The organism is Caulobacter sp. GW821-FHT09A05 (genome assembly GCF_059418465.1).
Window position 1 is genome coordinate 140,742 of sequence record NZ_JBWKPX010000003.1, and the last position, 22,984, is coordinate 163,725.

Annotated in this window: 16 protein-coding genes; 9 read left to right on the top strand and 7 right to left on the bottom strand. The window is 67.9% G+C overall.

The window, feature by feature from the left end; translation table 11 throughout:
• Nucleotides 1-17: 17 nt before the first annotated feature.
• On the top strand, nt 18-1,703 hold the full coding sequence (locus AC07NX_RS03950) for a peptide-N4-asparagine amidase (RefSeq protein WP_494639328.1): 1,686 nt from the start codon (nt 18-20) through the stop codon (nt 1,701-1,703).
• A 220-nt stretch (nt 1,704-1,923) separates the two neighbouring features.
• Here AC07NX_RS03950 and AC07NX_RS03955 read toward each other — a convergent pair whose 3' ends face one another.
• From AC07NX_RS03955 to AC07NX_RS03970, 4 genes are all read right to left on the bottom strand, one after another.
• Entirely contained in the window at nt 1,924-2,532 is a 609-nt protein-coding gene (locus AC07NX_RS03955) for a TetR/AcrR family transcriptional regulator (protein ID WP_494639330.1), read from the bottom strand.
• Nucleotides 2,533-2,685: 153 nt separating this feature from the next.
• Entirely contained in the window at nt 2,686-4,233 is a 1,548-nt protein-coding gene (locus AC07NX_RS03960; protein WP_494639332.1) for a DHA2 family efflux MFS transporter permease subunit, read from the bottom strand.
• Between the two features lie 40 nt (nt 4,234-4,273).
• Complete coding sequence (locus AC07NX_RS03965; protein ID WP_494639334.1) at nt 4,274-5,419, bottom strand: HlyD family secretion protein; 1,146 nt, start codon at nt 5,417-5,419, stop codon at nt 4,274-4,276.
• A gap of 28 nt (nt 5,420-5,447) precedes the next feature.
• Nucleotides 5,448-6,875 carry an efflux transporter outer membrane subunit gene (locus AC07NX_RS03970; protein WP_494639336.1) on the bottom strand — a complete coding sequence of 476 codons (1,428 nt, stop codon included), beginning with the start codon at nt 6,873-6,875 and terminating at the stop codon, nt 5,448-5,450.
• Nucleotides 6,876-6,989: 114 nt separating this feature from the next.
• On the opposite strand from AC07NX_RS03970, the gene AC07NX_RS03975 reads away from it, so the two are divergent.
• Nucleotides 6,990-7,601 (top strand): TetR/AcrR family transcriptional regulator, encoded by a 612-nt coding sequence (locus AC07NX_RS03975; protein WP_494639338.1) that lies wholly within the window; start codon nt 6,990-6,992, stop codon nt 7,599-7,601.
• A gap of 106 nt (nt 7,602-7,707) precedes the next feature.
• Here the strand turns inward: AC07NX_RS03975 and AC07NX_RS03980 are convergent, their stop codons facing one another.
• Together AC07NX_RS03980 and AC07NX_RS03985 are read right to left on the bottom strand one after the other, a co-directional pair.
• Nucleotides 7,708-8,310: a class GN sortase gene (locus AC07NX_RS03980; protein WP_494639340.1), complete on the bottom strand. Its 603-nt coding sequence runs from the start codon at nt 8,308-8,310 to the stop codon at nt 7,708-7,710.
• Complete coding sequence (locus AC07NX_RS03985) at nt 8,307-10,469, bottom strand: marine proteobacterial sortase target protein (RefSeq protein ID WP_494639342.1); 2,163 nt, start codon at nt 10,467-10,469, stop codon at nt 8,307-8,309. The genes AC07NX_RS03980 and AC07NX_RS03985 overlap by 4 nt, the downstream gene beginning before the upstream one ends.
• 183 nt (nt 10,470-10,652) lie before the next feature.
• Between AC07NX_RS03985 and AC07NX_RS03990 the strand changes: the two genes are divergently transcribed.
• The 5 genes from AC07NX_RS03990 to AC07NX_RS04010 all read left to right on the top strand — a co-directional run bounded on the left by AC07NX_RS03990 (nt 10,653) and on the right by AC07NX_RS04010 (nt 17,728).
• Entirely contained in the window at nt 10,653-11,417 is a 765-nt protein-coding gene (locus tag AC07NX_RS03990) for a helix-turn-helix domain-containing protein (RefSeq protein ID WP_494639344.1), read from the top strand.
• A 575-nt stretch (nt 11,418-11,992) separates the two neighbouring features.
• On the top strand, nt 11,993-13,744 hold the full coding sequence (locus AC07NX_RS03995) for an ABC transporter permease (RefSeq protein ID WP_494639346.1): 1,752 nt from the start codon (nt 11,993-11,995) through the stop codon (nt 13,742-13,744).
• A gap of 12 nt (nt 13,745-13,756) precedes the next feature.
• Nucleotides 13,757-15,076 (top strand): ABC transporter ATP-binding protein, encoded by a 1,320-nt coding sequence (locus AC07NX_RS04000; protein WP_494639347.1) that lies wholly within the window; start codon nt 13,757-13,759, stop codon nt 15,074-15,076.
• Between the two features lie 134 nt (nt 15,077-15,210).
• Entirely contained in the window at nt 15,211-15,939 is a 729-nt protein-coding gene (locus AC07NX_RS04005) for a PA4824 family protein (protein ID WP_494639349.1), read from the top strand.
• A gap of 160 nt (nt 15,940-16,099) precedes the next feature.
• Nucleotides 16,100-17,728 carry an ABC-F family ATP-binding cassette domain-containing protein gene (locus AC07NX_RS04010; protein ID WP_494639351.1) on the top strand — a complete coding sequence of 543 codons (1,629 nt, stop codon included), beginning with the start codon at nt 16,100-16,102 and terminating at the stop codon, nt 17,726-17,728.
• A gap of 133 nt (nt 17,729-17,861) precedes the next feature.
• Here the strand turns inward: AC07NX_RS04010 and AC07NX_RS04015 are convergent, their stop codons facing one another.
• Complete coding sequence (locus tag AC07NX_RS04015) at nt 17,862-19,292, bottom strand: glycosyl hydrolase family 28 protein (RefSeq protein WP_494639353.1); 1,431 nt, start codon at nt 19,290-19,292, stop codon at nt 17,862-17,864.
• Nucleotides 19,293-20,184: 892 nt separating this feature from the next.
• Between AC07NX_RS04015 and AC07NX_RS04020 the strand changes: the two genes are divergently transcribed.
• Entirely contained in the window at nt 20,185-21,234 is a 1,050-nt protein-coding gene (locus AC07NX_RS04020; RefSeq protein WP_494639355.1) for a hypothetical protein, read from the top strand.
• Between the two features lie 344 nt (nt 21,235-21,578).
• On the top strand, nt 21,579-22,811 hold the full coding sequence (locus tag AC07NX_RS04025; RefSeq protein ID WP_494639357.1) for a calcium-binding protein: 1,233 nt from the start codon (nt 21,579-21,581) through the stop codon (nt 22,809-22,811).
• Nucleotides 22,812-22,984: the final 173 nt, after the last annotated feature.

A 22,984-nucleotide genomic window follows, 5' to 3' on the forward strand; every position in this document is an offset into this window, starting at 1 on the left:
CTTTTTCGAGTCCTGACATGACGCGTCGTCGATCCTTGATCCCCGCTCTGGCCCTCGCGCTCGCCCTGGCCGCGCCCATGACCGCCGCCAGGGCGCAAGTTCCCGCCGGGTTCGCCGCGCCGCCGTCGCCCGCCCCCGGGACCAATACGGTGGCCGACGTCGAGCCGCGCGTTCCGCGGCCGCCGGGCGAAACCTGCGTCGCGCCGTTGTTCGCCCCAAGGCAGTTCGAGGGCGTGGAGCCGGTCGCCTTCGTCTATACCCCGCCCGCGGCCTGCCGCGGCCCCTGGGCCAAGGTCGTGCTGGAGGCCGATTTCGACGTCACCGCCGGCCGGCAGTTCGACCGAACCGCCATCATCCACCTGGCCGGCGTGAACCTTTACTACGGCACCACCATGGAGCCGCGAAAAGCCATCGCTCCGGCCTGGCATGTGGAGCGTGACGTCACCGACTACGCCGCCCTGCTGGCTCAGCCGGGCGCCGGCGAAGTGCTGATCGCCAATGTCGTCAACGAGACCTACACCGGGCGTCTGACCGCGAGCGCGCGCCTGCTGTTCTATCCCGCCTCGGCCTCGGCGCCGGCGAGGGCCACGCCTCAGGTGGTGCAGCCGATCTCCGTCGGCCTCGCCAAGCTCACCAAGGACCAGGACCGCCTGGCGCAGACCGTGTTGCTCCCGGCCAATGTCGAGCGCCTGGCCCTGGATGTCATCGCCCAGGGGCAGGCGGACGACGAGTTCTGGTACGACTGCGTTCCCGATGCGCTGGCTTCGGACAAGGAGGGTCGTTGCGGGGGCGGCGCCTTCCGGCAGGTTGAGGTCTTCGTCGACGGCCAGCGCGCCGGCCTGGCCTCCCTGTTTCCCTGGATCTTCACGGGCGGGATCAATCCGTACCTGTGGTTCCCGGTCCCGGCGCCGGAGACCTTGAACTTCACGCCGTCGCGGATCGACCTGACGCCCTTCGCCGGCGTGGTGAACGATGGCCGGCCCCATCGCATCGAGGTCGCAGTTCCAGGGGTGCGCAACTACTATCTGGTCACCGCTAGCCTGCTGGCCTGGCGCGACCCCGGATCGAGTTCGACCCGGGGCCGGCTGTTGCGCAACACCCTGGCGGCGCCGCGCGAGACCACCAACACGCGCCGCGTGCGGGCGAGCGAGAAGGGCCTGAACGGCCGGATCGACACCCGCCTGGCGCAGAACGGCGAGGTGGCGGGCGTCCTCCACACCTCCCACGGGGACGTCGAGACCAGCGTGCGCTACGCCATGTCGTTCTCGAACCGCCAGGACTACGTGTCCAACGACAAGGTCCAGATCGGACGCATGCGGCAGTCGACGCGCCTGCGGGTCGACACGCGGCGCACCGACGCGTCGGGGACCACGACGCGCCGGGAAACCTCGTCCTATCCATTGACCACCGTGACCCGGGAGACGGTGACGGCGGACGGGACCGAGCAGACCGCCGCCGTCGACCTGACCCTGGCCCGGACCGAGCGCGAGGTCGCCGCGGACGGTCGGGTCTGGACCCGTGTGCTCCGCAATCGCGTGACCCCTACCGCGCACGGCCAGTTCAACCGCGCCGCCCGGCGGTTCCAGAACGCTTCGGGATCGTCGGTTCAGCACTATCGGCTCGAGGACAGCGCGCTCGGTTGCTACGGCCGCACCGTCGTCGTGAAGGGCAACGCCGTGGTCACGGCGCGGGATGGGTGCTGAACGGGGAATTTCGCGGCGGCGATGAACCTTCCCGCCAACGCCGGCACACAAGGAGACGGGCGCCGTCACCGCCATCGACGACGAGGCCAGGACCAGCGCCAGGGCGGAAACGACCATGTCGAAAGTCCGCTTTAGCACGATGGCGCCTATCGCGCCGCGCGTCGTCGAGACCAGCCCGCGACCGGCGACGGCGGTCCTGCGGCCCCGGTCGGGTCTGGGGTTAGGCGGCGTTCGCCACGGCGCGGTGTCCCCGCATCAACAGCTCGCTGTTCAGCGTCAGATTGGCGGCCGGGCCGATCGCGCCGAGACTGTGCGAACTGGCGCCGACGCCTTCGATCAAAAGCAACAGGCCGTCGGCGAGCGAGGCGGGCTCGCCAAAACCGGCCCGTCTGGCCGTCTCGACCAGATGATCGCGAAGGCGGGTCTTGTAGAGTTTGCCGACCCGGCGGATGGGATGGTCCTGGTCGCTGATCTCGGCCTCGAGGTTGGACAGGAGCCATCCGCGATAGCCGGGATGAGCCACCTTGGCGGCGGCCGCCGTCATGATCGCGCGGATCTGCCCCATCGGGTCGTCGGGAAGTCGCTGGGCGATGATCATAAGCTCGTCCAGGTCCTCGAGGGCCAATCGGGTCAGACACGCGGCGGCCAGGTCGTCCTTGGACTCGAAATATCGGTACAGGGTCGTCTTGGTGACGCCGCTCCGGGCGGCGATGTCGTCGACCCCGATCGCTCGGAAGCCGTGCTGGTAGAAGAGTTCCGTCGCGGCGTCGATCAGGCGGTCGGGCGCCGGGCGCTGCGCCGGGCTGGATGTCTTGGGGTTGGTTTTCACAATCGATGTCCTTGTGGAAACGCTTGGAAGGGGAAGCGGCTGGAGCGCCTTTGGGGGAGGCATGAGCGGCTTTTGCCCACCAGGCGCGCTGTAAGGCTTTGATCTATAGTCCATTTGTCGGGTTCAGACGGTTCCGCCTGAACCCGACGGCCTCTAGTGCGCCGCGGACGTGTCGGCGACGCGCGTGGGACGCGGCGCCAGCCAGATGATGAAGGCGGCGATGATGAACAGGGCGGCCATCGCCAGGAACACCTGATTGGTGGCCAGCATCACGCCCTGGCCCTGCACCAGTTGTTCCAGGTTGCCCCGCGCCTGGTCGGGCGACAGGCCGCTGGCGGTCATCTGGTCCATCGTGTCCTGCGCGCCGTTCAGCAGGCCGGACAGTTCGCTGCGGTTGCGGCTGGCGCTGTCGGCCCACACCGTGGTGACCATCGATGTCGCGATGGCGCCCGACAGCGTGCGACAGAAGTTCATCAGGCCCGCTGCGCTGGCGGTTTCCGGCTCGTTGACACTGGCCAAGGCCAGGCCGGTCAGCGGCACGAAGAAGAACGGCATGCCAAAGCCCATGAGCAGCAACCAGTGGCCGATATCGAAAAAGCCCATGTCCGAATTGGCCAGGCTGCGCATGTAGGCGATCATGCCCATCCAGATCAGGCCGATGAACACCAGCCGTCGTGGGTCGACCTTGGTCGACAGACCCGCCGCCAGTGGCGCGACCATCACCGCCGTCACCCCCAGCAGCGCCGAGACATAGCCGGCCCAGGTGGCCGTGTAGCCCATGTTCTGCTGTAGCCAGAGCGGGGTCAGGACGTTGATGCCGAAGAAGGCTCCGAACGCCGCGCTGAGGGTGATGACGCTGGCGGTGAAGCCGCGGTGGCGGAAGACGCGCAGGTCGACGATCGGATTGGCGTCGGTCAGTTCCCAGATCAGGAACGCCACGAAACCGATCGCCGCCACGATGGCCAGGCCCGTGATCATCGGCGAGGCGAACCAGTCGTGCTCCTTGCCCAGGTCCAGCATGACCTGCAGGGCGCCGACCCAAACGACCAGCAGGCCCAGGCCCACCAGGTCGACGCGGGCCCTGGCCAGGGGGGTCTCGTGGTTGCGCAGCAGCCGCCAGGCGAACCAGCTGCAGATCGCCGCCACCGGCACGTTGATCCAGAAGATGAAGGCCCAGCCGACATTGTCGCAGAGAGTCCCGCCCAGGATCGGCCCGAGGATGGGCGCGACCAGGGTGGTCATGGCCCACAGGCCCGTGGCGGCCGCGGCGTATTTCTTGGGGAAGACGCGCAACAGCAGGGTCTGGGACAGCGGCATCAACGGCCCGCCGCAAGCGCCCTGCAGCACCCGGAACAGCACCAGCAGGCTCAGGGACGGAGCCAGGCCGCAGAGGAAGGAGAAGAGACCAAACCCGATCATGCCGGCCACGAAGACCTTCACCGCGCCGAAGCGCGCGGACAGCCAGCCGGTCAGGGGTACGACCACGGCCTCGGCCACGGCGTACGAGGTGATCACCCAGGTGCCCTGGCTGGGCGAGACGGCGAGGGCGCCGGAGATGTTCGACACCGAAACATTGGCGATGGTGGTGTCTAGCACCACCAGGAAGTTGGCGGCCGCCAGGATCAGGCCGGCGAAGATCATCGCCGGTCCGGTCAGGGGTGCGGGGGGCGTCGCCGAAACGGCGACAGGGGCCTTGGCCATGACGGCGGTCCTTGGCTGTGCGTGGGGCGGAGGAGCGAGATCAGGAGGCGGTGTCGATGGTGGCCTTCATCGATAGGCCCACGCGCAACGGGTGAGCCTTGAGGTCGTCGGGGGCGATGGCGACGCGGACGGGCAGGCGCTGGACGACCTTGATCCAGTTGCCGGTGGCGTTCTGGGCCGGGATCAGGGCGAAGGCCGAGCCGGTGCCGCCCGACAGACCCACGACCGTGCCGTGGTACTTGACCGAACCGCCGTAGAGATCGGCTTCCAGCTCGACCGGCTGGCCGATCCGGACCTTGCGCAGCTGGCCTTCCTTGAAGTTGGCGTCGACATAGGCCTGTTGGACGGGAACGACCTGCATCAGGGCCGCCCCAGCGGCGACTCTCTGGCCGACCTGGACGTTGCGACGGGTCACGACCCCGTCGATCGGGGCGCGGATAACGGTTCTGGCCAGGTCCACCGAGGCCTGGTCGACCCTTGCGCGCGCCGCGGCGACCTCGGGATTGGTGTCGACGCTGGTTCCGTCGGTCAGCACCGTGCTCGCGGCCAGGGAGCCGACGGCCGCGGCGCGGTTGGCTGCGGCCTGGACCTGAGCGGCCTTGGCCGAGTCGTAGGCGGCCTGGGCGTTGGCGAAGGCGTTCTGGGCGCGGGTCAGCTCGTCGCCCGACACCGCGCCGGTGACGGCCAGGGTCTTGCGGCGGTCCAGGTCGACGCGGGCGCGGTCGAGATCGGATCGGGCCGAGGCCAGGGTCGCGGCGGCGCGAGCCTGATCGGCGTCGCGGGCGGCGATCTGGGCCGACAGGCTCTGGTCGGTGGCCAGGTAACCGCGCACCTTGCGCTGGGCGCTGGCCAGGGCGGCCTGGGCCGAGGCCAGGGCGATGCGGGCGTCGGTGTCGTCGAGTACGACCAGCACCTGGCCTTGCCTGACCGCCTGGGTGTCATTCACCGCGATGCTGCGCACGGGCCCCCCGACCAGCGGGGTGACCTGGGCGACATAGGCGCCGACATAGGCGTTGTCGGTCTCGACATGATGCGAGCCGACCAGGGCGTAGTAGGCGCCGTAGCCCGCCGCGGCGAGCAGGACGACGGCGGCGAGGCCGGCGAAAAGGGCCTTTCGCTTGCCCTTGGCGTTGGTGTCGAGCTCGGCGGGGGCCTGGGTCTCGGGCGGGTCTTGAGAGTCAAACATGGGAGGGCTCCGGGGGAAGGGGATGGGATCAGGCGGCGTGGAAGCCGCCGCCGAGGGCGCGCACCAGCGCCACGTCGAGGGTGAAGGCGCGGGCTTCGAGGTCGGCGACCGTCCGCTGGTTGGTGATCATCGCGTCCTCGGCGGTGAGCACCTCGAGATAGGTCGACAGGCCGCCCCGATAGCGCTGCAGGGCGATGTCGTGGGCGTTGCGGGACGCCTCGTAGGCCTTGCGGCTTTCCGACAGGCGGGCGTCCAGGGCGCGGGCGCTGACGGCGGCGTCGGCCACGTCCTGCAGCGCCTGGGTCAGGGTTCCGTTGTAGCTGGCCACCGCGGCGTCGTAGTCGGCCGCCGCCCCCCGATAGTTGGCGCGCAGGGCGCCGCCCTGGAAGATCGGCAGGCTCACGGCGGGGCCGATGGATCCGATGCGCGAGCCGGCCTTGGTCAGCAGGTCCAGGCCCAGCGCCTGCTGGCCAAGATAGGCCGACAGGTCGATGTCCGGATAGAACTGGGCCTTGGCCTGGCGGATACGCTGGACGCCGGCCTGGGCCCGCAGGCGGGCGGCGATTATGTCGGGGCGCCGGCCGATCAGGTCGGCCTTGAGGTTGGCGGGAAGGCCGAAGGCCTTCAGAACCCCGACCTTCGGACGTTCGATCGCCAGGCCGCGGTCGGGTCCCGCGCCGAGCAGCGCCGCCAGGCGGTTGCGGGTCAGGCCCAGCGCCTCGTCGGCCGCCGCCAGGCTGGCGCGGGCCGCGGCCAGATTGGCCTTGGCCTGCTCGGACGCGCCCTGGTTCTCCAGGCCGTTGTCGCGGCGGTCGGCGGTCAGCTGGGCGGTCTGTTCGCGGGTGCGGACCGCGTCCTGGGCCGCGTCGCGGTCGGCGAACTGCTGGGCGAGATCCGCATAGGCGGTCGCGACATTGGTCGACAGGGTCAGGCGCGCCTGCGCCGCATCGGCCTGGGCGGCCTGGGCGTCCGAGGTCGCCGCCGCCAGGGCCGCGCGGTTCTTGCCGAAGAAATCGAACTCGTAGGCGAAGTCAAGGCTGACCCGGCCGCTATCATTGTAGCCCTGCGGCACGAAGGCGGGCGGGACGCCGTTGTTGTAGCTCTGCTTGACCGAGGCGTAGGAGCCGTTGGCCGTCACGCTGGGCAGGGTGGCGGCCCTGGCCTGGCCCGCCAGGGCCTGGGCCTTGGCGACGCGCGCCTGGGCGGCGGCGAGGTCGGGCGAATCGCTCAGCGCCTCGTCGATCAGCGCGTCCAACTGCGGGTCGCCATAGGCGGTCCACCAGCGGTCGGAGGGCCAGTCGGCGGCCGGGGCGGCCAGGCTGGTTTCGACGGCGTAGGCCTGTGGCGTCTTGATCGCCTGGGCGGGCGGAAGTTTCGGAACGGCGGCGCAGGCGCAAAGGCAACTGGCCGACAGGAGGCACGCGATCAGGGCGCGTGGGGAGGCGGAGGAGTGCATGCAAGGGTCTTTCTCAAACCGTACCGTATGGTCCATTTATATTTCCGCATGACGCCGTCAAGCAAAAAGTGTACGGGTTGGTCTAGAAAAGATCGAGGAGGTCGAGAACGCCGCATGCGGGTCAGGACCGAAGAGAAACGACTGGCCATTCTGGAGGCCGCCAAAGGCGTGTTCCTCGAGCGCGGCTATGTGGCCGCCAGCATGTCCGAGGTCGCGGCCCGGGTCGGGGGATCCAAGCAGACGCTCTACAGCTACTTCGCCTCCAAGGAGGACCTGCTCGTCGCGGTGATGCTGGAGAAGGGCGCGACGATGATCGATCCGCTGTTCGACCGCTTCCACGACAATCGCGATCTTCCCACCGGCCTGGGGGAGTTCGCGAGCCAGTATCTGCGCTTCATCAGCGATCCGGAGATCGTCGCTTTCCGCCGGATCATCTATGCCGAAGGAGCCAAGTCCAATCTCGGCAAGCTCTTCTTCGAGAATGGTCCAAAGCGCGGCTGGACGCGCATGGCGGCCGATTTCAGCCGCGCCATGGATGAGGGGCGCATGCGGCCGACCGATCCGTGGCGAGCGGTGGCGCACTTCCTCGCCCTGTGCGAGGCCGGGCCCGTTCAAAGACTCACGGAGGGCGCCGTGGCGTCGGTCGCCGAGGGGGATTTGGTCGATGCAGCCGAGGCGGCGGTCGATGTCTTCCTTCGCGCTTACGAGGTGAAGGGCACGACGTGACCCTCCCACGACCAGGCTCAGGCCGCAGTGCTGCGAACAGGGCCGAAGAGCGCGGGGCGTGCGGCGCTCACTGTTCACGAAACGCCCGGGCCATGGGGCGTCGAGTCTAAGGCGTCGGCCTGGCCCAGACGAGGTAGCGCAGCGGACCGTGGGTCTTGGCGTCCAGGGGCCAGCAGGTGGCCAGGGCCAGGGCGCGGCCGGGGGCGTGAGGATCCACCCCGGAGGCGTCCCAGCGCACGACCCGGGCGGCGACCATCCTGAAGCGGATATGGCGGCCGTCGATGCGGGTCACCTCGAACTCGTCGCCGGGCCTCACCTGGCCCAACAGGGCGAAATGGGTGTCGCGGTGGGCGGCGTAGACCGCCGTGCCCCGGTCGCCGGCGTCCGGCGTGCCCGCCACGTGGCCGGGACCGAAGGCCAGGGCCTGGCCGCTGGCCCCGTCCAGCACGACCACGCTGCGATGCAGGCGGGGGAAGGTGATCCTGGCCACCGGCCAGGTGTCGGCCCAGGGCCAGGGCTTTACCGGCCGGCCGGTGGCGACGGACCGGGCGAAGGCCCGCTCCAGCAGCACCTGGGCCAGGGCGGCCTTGGCCGGGATCCACAGCCCCTGGCCGCAGAGCGCCAGCCCCACGGCCGCGACCAAGGCCGCCGGGGCCAGAAGCGGGAGCCGCCGGCGGGCGGCTCCCTGGATGACGCGAACCGGGATCACGCCGTCTTCCTTCGATCGGACAGGACCCAGCCGCCGGCTCCCAGCAAGCCGCCCAGAACCAGCAGACCCAGGCCGATCATGACCAGCATTGGGCCGTCGGTGGCGGTCTGCGGCAGGTCGAGGCCAGCGATCTGCTGGTCGGCGTCCGCTTCGGCCTGACCGTCCGCGCCCGGGTGGCGAGCGCCGCCGAACAGGACGTCGAAGTCCCAGCCGGCCGGCAGGTTCAGCGGCAGGTCGGCGCGGGTCAGCGGCGCGTCGGCGGGGCGCGACGGCGTCTTGTCGACCGCCACCAGGCTGGTCTGGCTGGTCACCAGTTGGTGGTCCAGGCCCAGTTTCAGCACCCGGGCGTCGGCCTCCTCCTCGCTGATCTGGGCCAGGCTGCGGGCCACCTCGGCGTCGGTGACCTTGCGGCGCGCCCACAGCTTGGAGATCCCCTTGCCGGCCTCGGCGTCCTTCAACGAGATCCGGGTCTCCCACGGCTTGCCGTCGATCATGCCGCTGATCCGCAGGACGCCTTTCATAGCGCTGACCCGGGCGGCCACGGTGATGGACTCGCTGCGGTAGAGGTCGGGCAGGACGGCCGGGGCCAGGTCGGCCTCGGTTCCTTCGAACACCGCGGTCAGGTTGGTCGCCACCGGGCTTTCCAGCTTGTCGAACAGCTGGCGCATGGCCTCCTCGACCGCGTCGGTCGAGCCGATGTGGGTGAAGGTTCCCCGGCCCAGCTCGGCGGCGCGGCTCATCAGATAGGTGTTGGGCGCCGAGCCGATGCCGACCATGAACACCCGCGAGCGGCCGCGATTGGCGCTGATGGTGTCGAACAGGCCCTGCTCGTCGCCGATCGCGCCGTCGGTCAGGAACACCACCTGGCGGACCCGGCCGGTCTCGCCGGCATGATCGTCCTGGAGGGCGGCGGCCATGGCCGGGATCATCTCGGTGCCGCCATCCGCGTCGAGGCCAGCGACATATTTCTGAGCCTTGGCCAGGTGGGCGGCGTCGGCTGGGACGGTTCCAGGGAACAGCACCGTGACGGTGTCGTCGAAACGCACGACGTTGAAGCGATCGCCCGGCTTCAGGTGCGCCAGGCCGTAGTCCAGGCTGGCCTTGGCCTGTTGCATCGATTCCCCGCCCATCGAGCCGGAATTGTCGATCACGAAGACGATGTCGCGAGGCGCGGGCGCGGTCGCGCGGGCGACGATAGGCGGAGTCAGCTGGGCCAGGACATAGTCTTCGCCGGCCACCTTCTCGTGGAAAAGGCCGACGGCCGGGGCGGCCAGCGGCGCGGCGCGCCAGGTCAGGACGAAGTCGCGGTCGGCCGGAACCTTGCCCTTGGCCAGGGTGATCCGCTTGCCGCCGCGCTCGTCGCGCACGTCCAGGACGTGGGTGGCGCTGGAGACGCCGACCAAGGGGAAGCCGGCCCGCAGATGGACGGTGATGGTCACCGGATTGATCTTGCCGTGGACCCGCGGATCGACGATCGGCGCCGCGGCGTCGGGAGCGGTCGGCGCGTCGGGCGAAGTGTAGCGCGGCGCCACGACCAGCGGGACGCGCAGCGAATAGCCGCCGGCCGAGACCGCGACGGGCGCCTGGTATTCGATCTGCACCAGCACCGTCTCGCCGGGGCCGACATTGGCGACCGAGTTGGTGAACATGTTGGGACGGCCCTGCTCGACCAGGGCGGCCCTCCTGCCCTGGGCCTTGGCCGCGTCGTAGATCGCCTGGGCCTCGGCTTTCTTCTTGATCTCGCCGACGATGACCTTGTTGCCGACCACCATCTTCAGGGTGTCGACCCCGCCGTCGTCGGGCAGGGGATAGACATAGACCGCCTCGACCCAATGGCCGGTGTCGTTGCGAAAGGCCTGGGTGACACGGGTGCGCACGGTCAGGCCGCTGACCGTCATGTCGATGTCGGTTCCCAGCCGCACGGCCTCGACCACCTGGTCGCCATCCCCCGTCTTGGCGTCGCGGGCGCGCATCAACAGGGCGCCGGAGGTCACGTCGCCGGGCTCGGCGGCGAAGCTCTCCCGGCAGAACACCAGGGCGGCCAGCACGGCCAGCACCAGCATCAATCCGGCCGCGCCGCGGTGCAGGGCGAGGGCGGCCAGGGCGGTGACGCGGGGCCGGGACGGACCACGGGGCGCGCCGACGTCGGAAGCGGGCATGGGAAGATCTCCTCATCTCGAAAGCGAGAGATCTCTCTTGTCTTCACACCGGGCGCCGGCCGCGAGCCTCATGATCTGCATAGTTCATGCGGAAGCCGTGCAGATCGTCCGGTCGACGTCTTGCAGGGTCCGGCGGCGTGCCGCAGTGTGCGGAAATGTGCGGATTCGTCAGGACCTGACGCGATGACCTTGGCCGCGGCGGAAGCCGACCTCTCGACCGAACTCAGCCAGGCCATCGCCGTGCGGGTGCGCGAGGAACTGGCGCGTCGGCGCCTGTCGCGCCAGGCCTTGGCGGATCTGGCGAGGATCAGTATCTCGACCCTCGAGAAGGCCCTGGCCGGCCGCCGGCCCTTCACCCTGGCCACGACGATCAGGCTGGAGGAGGCGCTGGGCGCGTCCCTGCGCGTCCCGATCCGAGCGACCGCGCCGCCGCCGCCGCCGGGTCTGGCGCCCGAAGCCCTTGGGGCCTATTCGCGAACCGCCGTCGCCTGGCTGGAGGGCGAGTATCTCACTCTCCGCCCGTCGTTCGAAGACCCCAAGGCGGTCTACGCTTACCGCACCATGATCGCCTGGGACGAGACTTCGTCCAGCCTGGCGTTCCGCGAGGCGGCGCGGGAGGACGCCGACTTTACCCAAAAGGGGGCGGTGTCGCTGTCCAACCAGTCGGGCCACACCTACCTCGTCACCAACGAGCAGGGCCAGTTTAGGCTCGTCATCCTCGGTCGTCCCGCGATCGGCGGCGAGATGTACGGCATGCTGACCACCTTGCAGGCCGGGCAGGGCAGTCATCTGACCCCGGCGGCGGCCCCGATCGCCTTCATCCCGCTGCGCCGCGTGACCGACGCCGCGTTCGGACGGATCGTCGCCGGCGGTGCGCACTATGACGACTACCGCGCGACCCTGGCGCGGGTCACGAGCAAGGGCTTCGCGCGATTCTTTGCGGGTTGAGGGAATACGAGCGTCCGTTTGAGGCGGCCGAAGGGGAGTGTTCAACAACTATCGCGACCGTAGGGTGGGAATATATTCCTGGCTGTCGAGCGCCCGACCCCGCCGCGGGCTGGGAATTGGTGTCCTGTCCCACGAACTCTCGTCTGTTCTCGGACTCCGTGGTTTGATCTCCGCGACACGCCCTTGGACGCGGCGTGCGGTGCGGGCGACGGCCACGTTCCCGATGCGGGACAAGAACGACCTGCAGATCGCGAGCCTCATTCCCAACTGGATCAATGCGGGGGTAGGGCGGTCGCGATAGCGGGCCGGGTCGTCGCCGGGAACGGTTCTACGTGTGGCGCGAACATGTCAGTTCGACCCTTGACCGAAAGCCGCTTGACAAGCCGGCCAGCGAGGATCATTCCGCCGCCCAGCTTCCTGCTGCGTCGCAACATGAAGTCCTCAACGGAACCCTGAACCCCATGCCCAGCGACAGTCACAGTCGATCCAACACGCCGCGAGAGGCGTCCCGGTAGGGTCTGGTCGCAGGCTCCCTCCGTGACGGCCGCTCGCGGCCCATCACGAGGTAGAGCCCCATGGTTTTCCTGTCCGGAGACCCCAAGGCCGCGCGTCCGCTCGCGCGCTTTCTTCGCGTCGGAACCGTCCCGTCCTGGGCGGATCTGGTCGCCTTCCTGCTGCTCGCCGCCGCGGCGATCCTGATCGTCCGCGGCGCCGAGGACATGGGCCAGTCCCTGGCCGTCCTGCACACCACGCCGGTCACCCTGGACCCGGCGCGCCTGCCCGAATACGCCCTGCGCACCACGCTGCGGATGTTCCTGGCGCTCGGCGCCTCGTTGGTCTTCACCTTCACGGTGGCCACCCTGGCCGCCAAGAGCCGCAAGGCCGAACTGGTCATCGTGCCGGCGCTGGACATCCTGCAATCGGTCCCCGTGCTGGGTTTCCTGACCTTCACCGTCACCTTCTTCATGGGCCTGTTCCCCGGCCGCCAGCTGGGGGTCGAGTGCGCGGCGATCTTCGCCATCTTCACCAGCCAGGCTTGGAACATGGCCTTCAGCTTCTACCAGTCGCTGCGCTCGATCCCGTCCGACCTGGACGAGGTCAGCCGTCAGTTCGCCTTCTCGCCCTGGCGGCGGTTCGTGCGGCTGGAGCTGCCTTTCGCCACGCCCAGCCTGGTGTGGAACGTGATGATGTCGATGTCGGGCGGCTGGTTCTTCGTCGTGGCGTCGGAGGCGATCACCGTCGGGAACACCACCGTCACCCTGCCGGGGATCGGCTCCTGGCTGTCCCTGGCCATCGCCCGCCAGGACATGAAGGCCGTGGCCATCGGCGTCGGCGCCATGGCCGTGGTCATCGTGCTCTACGACCAGCTGGTGTTCCGGCCGATCGTCGCCTGGGCCGACAAGTTCCGCTTCGAGCAGACAGCCTCGGGCGAGCGTCCAGGCTCGTGGCTGTACGATCTGGTGCGTCGCACCCGCTGGCTGCGCGCCCTGGCGGCCCCGCTGAGCTGGCCCGCCACCGTCATGGCCGCGGTCGACTGGCCGGCGATCCCCCAGGCGCGGTTCTCGCCGCCTCCCGGAGCCGGACGCATCCTCGACGCCGTCTGGATCGCCCTGGTGGTCGCGTCGGGCGTGGCCGGCGCCTGGGTGCTATGGGAGTTCCTCAGCACCCGCCTGGTGTTGGCCGACTTGCTGGCCGCCTTCGGCCTGGGCCTGGCGACCCTGGCTCGCGTCGCGGTGCTGATCGCCCTGGCGACCGTGGTCTGGGTCCCGATCGGCATGTGGATCGGCCTGCGCCCGGCCTGGGCCGAGCGCCTTCAGCCGATCGCCCAGTTCCTGGCGGCCTTCCCGGCCAATGTGATGTTTCCGTTCGCGGTGGCCGGCATCGTGGCCTTCCATCTCAGTCCCAACATCTGGCTGTCGCCGCTGATGGTGCTGGGGACCCAGTGGTACATCCTGTTCAATGTCATCGCCGGGGCTAGCGCCATTCCCAGCGACCTGAAGGAAGCCGCTGGCATCTTCGGAATCCGCGGGTGGCAATGGTGGCGGCAGGTGGGGATCCCGGGGATCTTTCCCTACTACGTCACCGGCGCCCTGACCGCGTCGGGCGGATCCTGGAACGCCAGCATCGTCGCCGAGGCCGTCACCTGGGGCGACAGGCGCCTGGAGGCCGCCGGACTTGGCGCCTTCATCGCCAAGGCCACGGCCGCCGGCGACTACGCCCGCGTCGCCCTGGGCGTGGCCGTGATGTCGATCTTCGTCATCGCCTTCAACCGCATGCTCTGGCGGCCGATGTACCGGTTCGCCGAGCGCCGTCTCCGTCTGGCTTAGGGAGGATATCCCATGACCCACATCACCCACGTCCAGGACACCCGCCTCGTCGAAGTTCGCAACGTCCGCCACCTCTATGGCAAGACCGGCGGCGCCAACCTGCTGGTGCTCGACGACGTCGACCTGACCCTGTGCGACAACGAGATCGTCGGCCTGCTGGGCCGCTCGGGCTCGGGCAAGTCGACCCTGCTGCGGTCGATCGCCGGCCTGATCCAGCCGACCTCGGGCGAAATCGAATTTCCGGCGCGTACCGGCGAAGCGCCGACCACGGTCAGCATGGTGTTTCAGAGCTTCGCGCTGTTTCCCTGGCTGACCGTGCTGGAGAACGTCGAAGTCGGGCTGGAAGCCAGGCGGGTCAAGCCGGACGAGCGCCGTCGCCGGGCCCTGGCGGCCATCGACCTGATCGGCCTGGACGGGTTCGAGAACGCCTATCCCAAGGAGCTGTCGGGCGGCATGCGCCAGCGCGTCGGCCTGGCCCGCGCCCTGGTGGTCGATCCCTCGATCCTCTTGATGGACGAGCCGTTCTCGGCGCTGGACGTGCTGACGGCGGAGACCCTGCGCACCGACCTGCTGGACCTGTGGTGCGAGGGGCGTATGCCGATCAAGGCGATCCTGATGGTGACGCACAACATCGAGGAGGCGGTGCTGATGTGCGACCGCATCCTGGTGTTCTCGTCCAATCCTGGCCGGGTGGTGTCGACGATCAAGGTCGACCTGCCCCAGCCGCGCAACCGCCTGGACCCGGCCTTCCGAGCCTTGGTCGAAAGCATCTATGTGCAGATGACACAGCCCGGCCAGGCCCAGGGCGGCCGTCAGAACGAGGGGCTGTTCCCCGGCACGGGCGTCAGCATGGTGCTGCCTCGCGTCTCGACTAACGCCCTGGCCGGCTTGATCGAGGCGGTCAGCGGCGCGCCGTTCGACGGCAAAGCCCACATGCCGGACTTGGCCAAGGACCTGCAGTACGAGGCGGACGCGCTGTTCCCGATCGCCGAGACCTTGCAGTTGCTTCGGTTCGCGGAACTGGAGGGCGGCGAGCTGCGCCTGACGCCGGTCGCCCGGCGCTATGCCGAGGCCGAGGTCGACGCGCGCAAGTCGCTGTTCGCTCAGCAGTTGCTGGCCCATGTGCCGCTGGCCGGTCATATCCGCCGGGTCCTGGACGAGCGTGCCTCGCACCGGGCCCCGGCCGCGCGCTTCCGCGAGGAGTTGGAGGACTCGATGTCCCCGGACTACGCCGAGCAGACGCTGAAGGCGGTCACCAGCTGGGCCCGCTACGCCGAGGTCTTCGCCTATGACGAGGGCGCCGACCTCTTCACCCTCGACGATCCCGATTGAAGGCGGGGACCTTGGACGACGGACCTCGTCGCGGCGCGGTCCTGGCCGCGTCCGTCCGCCCAATCCCAATGACGAAGACGTAGCGACCCCGGGGGCATCCTGGGGCGCTGCCGCGCGCGCCTCCGGAGGCTTCCTTGCTCCACATTCGCTTCAATCCCAGCCGTTCGCGCCGTGCCTGCCGCTGGGCGGGGCAGGGCCTGATCCTCGGCCTTGTCGTCCTGGCCTGCGCCTCGCCGGCGTTCGCCTCGGGCAACGAACACGTCATCGACGACGCCGCGGTCGAGACCCCCGGCGTCTGCCACCTGGAAGGCTGGGCGACGCGGTTTGCTCCGCGTCACGGCCTGGTCAACCTGTCGCCGGCCTGCACTCGCAAGGCCTGGCCGAGCCTGGAGATCGGCGGCGCCGTGCAGCACGGCTGGGATAACGGTCAGGCTGATACCACGGTCGGTCCGGCGCTGAAGTATACGCTGCGCTCGGAGGCCGCCGGTTTCGGTCTGGGCGTGATCGGAGCCGGCGCTTGGAGCGTGGGGAGCGGCCGGCTGGAGACCGCAAGCCTGATCGTCCCGGTGACCCTGAAGCTCACCGACCGCGTTCGGGTCAACCTAAACGCCGGCTGGAGCTACGGCCGCGCCGACGCCGAGCGGAACGCCGCCTTCTACGGCGCCCAGGCCGAGGTGGGCCTGGCCCATGACGTGACCGTGATGGCCGAGGCGTTCCAGCGTGAGGGCGGCAAGGCCGGTGGCCAGCTGGGCCTGCGGTGGAACCCCGGCGGCGGGCGGGTGGATTTCGATCTGGTGGCCGGCCGGCGGGTCGATGGCGAGGCGCCGCGCGCCATCACGCTGGGGGTGACTTTTAGGCGCTAGCGGATTTCTCGTCGCCGTTCCGCTCCAGCGTGGTCCGTCGCGGTTGCGCGGTCTCCAACCGACCTTGAGCACGCCCGCGGGCTTGGCCAAATCGTCGCGTCTGGAATTGGCATGGCTCTAAGGCTGGCGTTCTCCTTCCACCCGCGTTAGCAGACCGCCCATGATCCGCCTCGACAATATCTCCAAGCAGAACGGCCACCAGATCCTGTTCATCGAAGCCTCGATGGGCATCCAGAAGGGTGAGAAGGTGGGGCTTGTCGGCCCCAACGGCGCCGGCAAGACGACGCTGTTCCGCATGATCACCGGCCAGGAGCAGCCCGACGACGGACTGGTCGCGATCGATCCGGGAATGACCATCGGCTATTTCAGCCAGGATGTCGGCGAAATGTCGGGCCAGAGCGCGGTCGCCGCGGTGATGGACGGCGTCGGTCCCGTCAGCGCCCTGGCCAGCGAAATGGCCAGGCTCGAGGCGGCCATGGTCGATCCGGACCAGGCGGACGAACTGGACGCCATCCTGGAGCGCTATGGCGAGGTGCAGGCGCGCTTCGAGGAACTGGACGGCTATGCGCTGGACGCGCGGGCGCGCGAGGTGCTGGCCGGCCTGAGCTTCAGCCAGGAACGCATGGACGGCGATGTCGGTCTGCTGTCCGGCGGCTGGAAGATGCGCGTGGCGCTGGCCCGCATTCTGCTGATGCGGCCCGACGGCATGCTGCTGGACGAACCCAGCAACCACCTCGACCTGGAAAGCCTGATCTGGCTCGAGGCGTTCCTCAAGAATTACGATGGCGCCCTGCTGATGACGTCGCACGACCGCGCCTTCATGAACCGTATCATCGGCAAGGTGGTGGAGATCGATGGCGGCTCGCTCATCACCTATTCGGGCGATCTCGACTTCTACGAACAGCAGCGCGCGCTCGGCGAAGCGCAACGCCAGGCGCAGTACGAGCGCCAGCAGGCCATGCTGGCCAAGGAAATCAAGTTCATCGAGCGGTTCAAGGCGCGCGCCTCGCACGCCGCTCAGGTCCAGAGCCGGGTGAAGAAACTGGACAAGATCGAACGCGTCGAGGCGCCACGCCGTCGCCAGTCGGTTCAGTTCGAGTTCCAGAGCCCGCCGCGGTCGGGCGACGACGTGATCAGCCTGCGCAATGTCCACAAGGGCTACGGCGCCCAGCCGATCTATGAAGGCCTTGATTTCCTGGTGCGCCGCAAGGAACGCTGGTGCGTCCTGGGCGCTAACGGCGCCGGCAAGTCGACGCTCTTGAAGCTGGTGGCCGGCGACACCAAGCCCGACCAGGGCGCGGTCAACATCGGCGCCAGCGTCAAGATGGGCTATTTCGCCCAGCACTCCATGGACCTGCTGGACGGCGAAGAGACGATCTTCGAGTCTCTGGAGCGCTCTTTCCCGCAGGCGGGCCAGGGCGCATTGCGCACCCTGGCGGGGTGCTTCGGCTTCTCCGGCGACGACGTCGAAAAGCCCTGCCGCGTCCTGTCGGGCGGCGAAAAGGCGCGCCTGGTCATGGCCAAGATGTTGTTCGATCCGCCGAACCTGCTGGTGCTGGACGAGCCGACCAACCACCTCGACATGGCGACCAAGGCGATGCTGGTCACGGCCCTGGCGGACTTCGAGGGCACCATGCTCTTCGTCTCGCACGACCGTCATTTCCTGGCGGCTCTGTCGAACCGCGTGCTGGAACTGACGCCCGAGGGAGTCCATCAGTATGGCGGCGGCTATACGGAATATGTCTCCCGCACGGGCCAGGAAGCGCCGGGGCTGCACCCGGGAGGGTAGGGGCGCTGCTCCCCAACCGCCCAAGCCCGGTTCTTCACGGACGACCATGGCAAGACCGTCCAGATCGGGCGCATAGGCCAAGGTCGGCTCTTGGCGCGAAGCTGCGGCGACCAAAACGTCGCGGTGACGCTGGCTATCGGATCGTCAGGCCCACGACATCGCCGCCGATGGCGATGTCGCCATCCTTCGGCGCTTTGATCGGCTTCTCGCCGATGCGCAGGTTCTCGATGGCGACGTTCTTGACGGCTGTCCGGGGCGAGAGGCCCCTGATGATCGACCGGCTGGGCAGGCCGTCGCCGGTGTAGCTGATGTCGCGCAGGGTGACCCCGTCGATCCCGCGGCCCGGGGCCTTGTTGTAGCGTGGGTTGTCGCCGGCCACGATATTGATCAGCTTGCCTTCCTCGATCCGGTCGACGCGGATGTTGCTGAAGGTCACGTCGCGGATCAGCGTGCTGTCGCCCGAATAGATCGCCATTACGCCCTCCCAGTCCGGGTCGTCCTCGTCGAGGTTGGCGACGTCGATGTTGTCGAAGGTGATGTCGTAGATGGTGCGCGGATCGTCGTTGTCGCCGAAATGGCCGACATAGAGGGCGTGGGCGACATCGACCCAGAGGCGCATGTTTCGAACCTCGATGTCGAAGGTGTCGCCCGGTGGATTGGCGTCCGGAATGCCGGTCCGGGCCGCCTTCTGGCGACAGATCGGGCAATCGGCGACCGCGTAGACGACGACGGCGTCGTCGGACACCCGCAAATAGCTGTCCTCGATCCTCACCTGCCGCGAGGTCGAGATATTGATCCCGTCCGACCACTTGCCCGAGGTGAAGCCGGCGACGCCGTGCACGCTTACGTTTCGCGAGTTGCGGATGTTCATGACCCGCGCCGCGTCCTTCCGATCGCTGTTGACGAGGATCAGGTCGGAGACCTCGACATCGCTGGCGCCCTCGAGGTCGATGGCGCGCCCAGGATCCCAGAGCAGGCCTCGGCCGGAGATCTTCACGTCCGTGACGCCGTTCAGGTCGAAAGAACCCTTCAGGACCGCGCCGCCGTCCAGATAGATGCGCTGGCCGGACGTCACGGGGAAAACATCGCTGCCCGCCGGCGGCGTGTACAGGCCCGGGCCGAAATAGACAACGTTATCGCCGGTCGGGGGCGGAGCGGGCGGCTTGCCGGCGATGATGTGCAGATTGCGCAGGCGATCGTCGTCGAACTGCAGCGAGAAGCGCTCCGGCCTCGTCAATGTCATGCGCACGACGGCGCCGTTGCGTCGGGGCTGGACCTCGCTGGATAGCGGCGCGACCGAGACCTCGCCAAACCTGCCGTTGTTCTTCAACACCTCCAGCTCGACGGTCCCCTCGAAGTCGAAATAGACCATGGACGCGTTCTGCTTGGTGTCTGTGTCGACCTGCACGCGATATTCGTAGACATCGCGCCATTCGCCGCCGGGCGTACGCACGCGGACGGTGAAATCATCGTTGTGGGCCGAGTAGAGAAGGGCCGGTGGGACGGGATAGGTCCGCAGGGTGTCGGCAAGCGCCGAGCCGCCCAGAAGGAGGAAAGCGATCACCAACGTCGTGGCGTGCAGGGGCCGCCTGTTCCTATGCCTCACGTTTCCTCCCCCGATGTCGCTGCGGCTTCTTATGGAGTTTGATATCGATATCATCGCGAAGCGAAAGTGAAAGTGCAAGGCGAGGACGATGGCCAACGGCTGTCCAGAACTGATGTGGCGGCTCGAAGGTCCCGCGCGGCGCGGCTTCCCAGGCTCGGCGCTCAGTCTGCCTGCGCGTCCAGCGCGACGGGCGAGCGAGTCGCTTCTGGAGTCCGACCGCCGCGAGGGGGCGGCCGGCTGCGGGTATCGATGCCCGTGCTGTTCGGCCGTCGCTGCGCGGCGCCCATTCGCCGACGGCTACGACCTAGCCATCCGCGACGGCGCCCTTGATCGCGGCTCGGCGCTGACGACTTGGCGAGGCTTCAAGCCTTTCGCGAAAGTTCTTTCGCTCGAAGATCGTATGGCAAGTGGTTTGTGAAGGGGGGCTGTCCGAGAATTTTGGAGTCAGAAATGAGCGCAACTGCAGACCTGACGGCATCATGTTCATGGGTGTCGCTGGCCGAAAAGTCGGCCGTTCACAAGCATGAGAATATATTCCTATTCCGCGAGCCTTGATGAAAAACAGCCGTTCGGGAAAGCCGCTAGGGCGGTTTGACCGGCGGTGAAATCCGGTCAAGCTTGAGCGTATTGGGCGCCGCCTCTCCTAACGATCGTCTCGCCGCAGCCTGCGCCATCGGTGGCTTCTCTTGGTCGTAGGGGGCGAGAATTCAACTCAGTAGAGACGCCGCGGCGCGCGGGGCGCGTGCATCATTGCCATGGCTGCAATTTACGAGATAGTTTATGGTCGAGCTTGTCGACGGTCGTCGATCCTTTGGGGGGTCCGTTGTCCAGACCATTAGCACTCGTTTGCGTGATCGCGACCGCTTGCTTCGCGCTCAGCGGCTGCACCGCCGCGGTTGGACGATTTGGTCCGACGCCGCCCAGCATTCCGACTGCCGTGGCGCTTAACAGCTACTACACGGACGCAGCGAAGTTCACAGGAACGCCCTCGGAATATGTCGGTTTCGGCTACGCTAAGGTCTACCAGTCCTGCAGTGCCTATTTCGACGTGCTGATCCGCTCGCAGAACTTGGCTGGCTACTCCGGTGATATCGCCCGCAGCGCAGGCGCGACGGGCATCGCGTTAAACACCTTGCGGGCCGACGCCGAGCTGGCCCAGCGCGAAATCGTGCGATGGACCGCGGTAACGGGCTTGGTGACGACGATCATCGACGCTTTCGATGATCGAGCGCTGATGACGCCCTATCCCACCGAGACGAAGACCCTGATCCTGCGGGCGCTGACCGCCTATGAGGAGCGCAACCCGCCAGGCGCTGCGGACTCGCGCGCCGAAGCGCTGAGCTTCGTCGCCGGCTATGCGGAGATGTGCACCTATTCGGGGGCGACCCGCTTCGCCAAGCAGGCCCTTTCCAATGCCGAACCCAGGCCCGGCGGACCGACCGCCATCTCGCCCGCCGAGCAGGCGCTCCTGAAGGCCCTGGCTATCACCCTGGGCGACGCCAGCGCGCCGCTCAGCCTGCGGCAGGTCGCAATTTTGGAGTATCATTTCAACATGCAGCCCACCTGGGACGCCGGCTCCAAGCAGCGAAAGGCTTTGCTTGCCGAGCTGCCCGCGGGCGTGAAGGCTCAACTTGTCGACAACAAAGGCGAGCCCATCGAAATCACCAAGGTCCCGTCGGCCAAGGCGGTGAAGGAAATTCTCAAAAGCATCGTCAGCGACAACGATACCGTTCGGCGGGAGTTAGACGCCGTTACCGTTGCTATGACGACGCAAACGAAGGACGAAGAGGTCGCCTCGATCGATAAGAACGGCAAGGCGCAGAAGGAGCTCCGGCCCAGGCTGGTCTTCCCGACTGGCATTGGTGCGGCCTCGACCGCTCGCCAGGAGATCCGTTTCTAGCCGCAGCTCTCAGGCTCCGCCCCGCGTCCCGACGTCTAAGGCCATCTGACGCTCCCGAGTCGCTGTCCTCCGCATGCTCAAGGGTGTCGGCCGTTGCCTTGGCGCGGGCGTCGCCTTTCCAAAAATCCCAATCAGGACCATCGGTGCGCATCGCGGACGACGCCGGGTCCGTGTCCACAATCGAACGCCCGAGTTCCGGTGAGGCGCCAAGTTCCGCTTCTGGCGCGACTTCGACTGGCCAAGCGCTCGGGCGGGGCGGATTGGGATGCCGTGATACAACCAAGGCGGTATGTCTCTTGCAGGTTTTAGTCGCATAGGTTTTAGCGGCGTTGGAGTGTTTCAGAATGGAACTGCAAGGGACGGATCGCGCGGATGTTCTGATCGGCGGCGTCGGAAACGATGTGCTCTATGGCTATGGCGGGGCCGATACGCTCCAAGGTGGCTTGGGCGACGATGTCCTGGCGGGCGACGCCGGCAACGATATTCTGCGCGGCGGCGGAGGGGACGACTACCTGCTGGGCGGGGCCGGCGATGACACGATCGATGGCGGGAGCGGGAACGACTGGGCCTCCTACGAGGATGCGACCGCCAGCGTCAGGGTGGACCTGAATCTGGCGACGCCTCAGGCCACCGGTGGCGGTGGCGTGGATGTGCTCAACGGCGTCGAAAACCTCCATGGCTCCGTGCACAACGACGTTCTGATCGGCGACGCGGGCGTCAACTACCTGCACGGGGGGCAAGGAGACGACACGCTGATCGGTGGCGCCGGCGACGACCATTTCGAAGGCGGCGCCGGTGTCGATTTCATCGACGGCGGCGAAGGGTACGACACCATCAGCTATGATGACGGCTTCGCGGCGGGCGCGTTTGTCGACCTGCGCGTCCCGGTTCAATACCCCTACGATCCGGCGCGACACGGCTCGGATAAGCTGATTTCCGTGGAGGGAATCTGGGGCTCGAATTACGACGACACCTTCATTGGCAACGCGGCGGAGAACGGGCTTTTCGGGAACGGGGGAAACGACACGCTCACCGCCATGGGCGGCGGAGACCTGTTGGACGGCGGCGGCGGTGACGATCTCCTGACGGCGAGCGCCCAAGGCGGAGACATGCTCCAGGGCGGCGATGGCGATGACGCCCTGGTCGGCGGGGTGGGCCTGGACACTCTGGTCGGCGGGCAGGGACAGGACGTGCTGAGCGGCGGAGCGGAAAAAGACTTTTTCGTCTTCGACGTCGGCGACTCCATGGCCATCGACGCCCAGGGCGGAGGCGTGGACATCATCACCGGGTTCGGGCTCAACGACCAGTTGGTCTTCAACAACGCCTTGACGGCGGCGGGCGAGGGGAGCTGGTCGTTCGCGGCCTCGACGGCGGACAGCTACGCGGACGCTCTGGCCTTCGCCATGGCGCGCCTCGTCTCTGGCGACCCGACCAATGTCTACTCCGCCGTAAAGGTGGGCGCGGACGTTTTCTTGTTCGCCGGAACCGTGGACGGAGCCGGCGGGCATCTCGATGACGTCGTCCAGCTGTGCGACGTCGGGCTCGACGCGATCGCCTACCACAACTTCCTCTTCTAGGACGTTGTGAGGATCTAGCACGTCATCGCAGCAGTAGGACGATGGCGGCGATGGTGACGAAGCGCATGAGTTGGCGAGCAGTTCGTCGTATCGTCTAACGACGCGTCGGAAGGGCTAGAGTTTGTTGAAGAGGCGCTCGACGCGGTTGCGCTCCGGGGCGCGCGGCTGACCGC

Bases quoted from the DNA above. Each gene is read 5' to 3' on its own strand.
- AC07NX_RS03950 (WP_494639328.1), top strand. From the start codon at position 18: ATGACGCGTCGTCGATCCTTGATCCCCGCTCTGGCCCTCGCGCTCGCC.
- AC07NX_RS03960 (WP_494639332.1), bottom strand. From the start codon at position 4,233: ATGGCCAAGGCCCCTGTCGCCGTTTCGGCGACGCCCCCCGCACCCCTG.
- AC07NX_RS03965 (WP_494639334.1), bottom strand. From the start codon at position 5,419: ATGTTTGACTCTCAAGACCCGCCCGAGACCCAGGCCCCCGCCGAGCTC.
- AC07NX_RS03970 (WP_494639336.1), bottom strand. From the start codon at position 6,875: ATGCACTCCTCCGCCTCCCCACGCGCCCTGATCGCGTGCCTCCTGTCG.
- AC07NX_RS03975 (WP_494639338.1), top strand. From the start codon at position 6,990: ATGCGGGTCAGGACCGAAGAGAAACGACTGGCCATTCTGGAGGCCGCC.
- AC07NX_RS03985 (WP_494639342.1), bottom strand. From the start codon at position 10,469: ATGCCCGCTTCCGACGTCGGCGCGCCCCGTGGTCCGTCCCGGCCCCGC.
- AC07NX_RS03990 (WP_494639344.1), top strand. From the start codon at position 10,653: ATGACCTTGGCCGCGGCGGAAGCCGACCTCTCGACCGAACTCAGCCAG.
- AC07NX_RS03995 (WP_494639346.1), top strand. From the start codon at position 11,993: ATGGTTTTCCTGTCCGGAGACCCCAAGGCCGCGCGTCCGCTCGCGCGC.
- AC07NX_RS04000 (WP_494639347.1), top strand. From the start codon at position 13,757: ATGACCCACATCACCCACGTCCAGGACACCCGCCTCGTCGAAGTTCGC.
- AC07NX_RS04010 (WP_494639351.1), top strand. From the start codon at position 16,100: ATGATCCGCCTCGACAATATCTCCAAGCAGAACGGCCACCAGATCCTG.
- AC07NX_RS04025 (WP_494639357.1), top strand. From the start codon at position 21,579: ATGGAACTGCAAGGGACGGATCGCGCGGATGTTCTGATCGGCGGCGTC.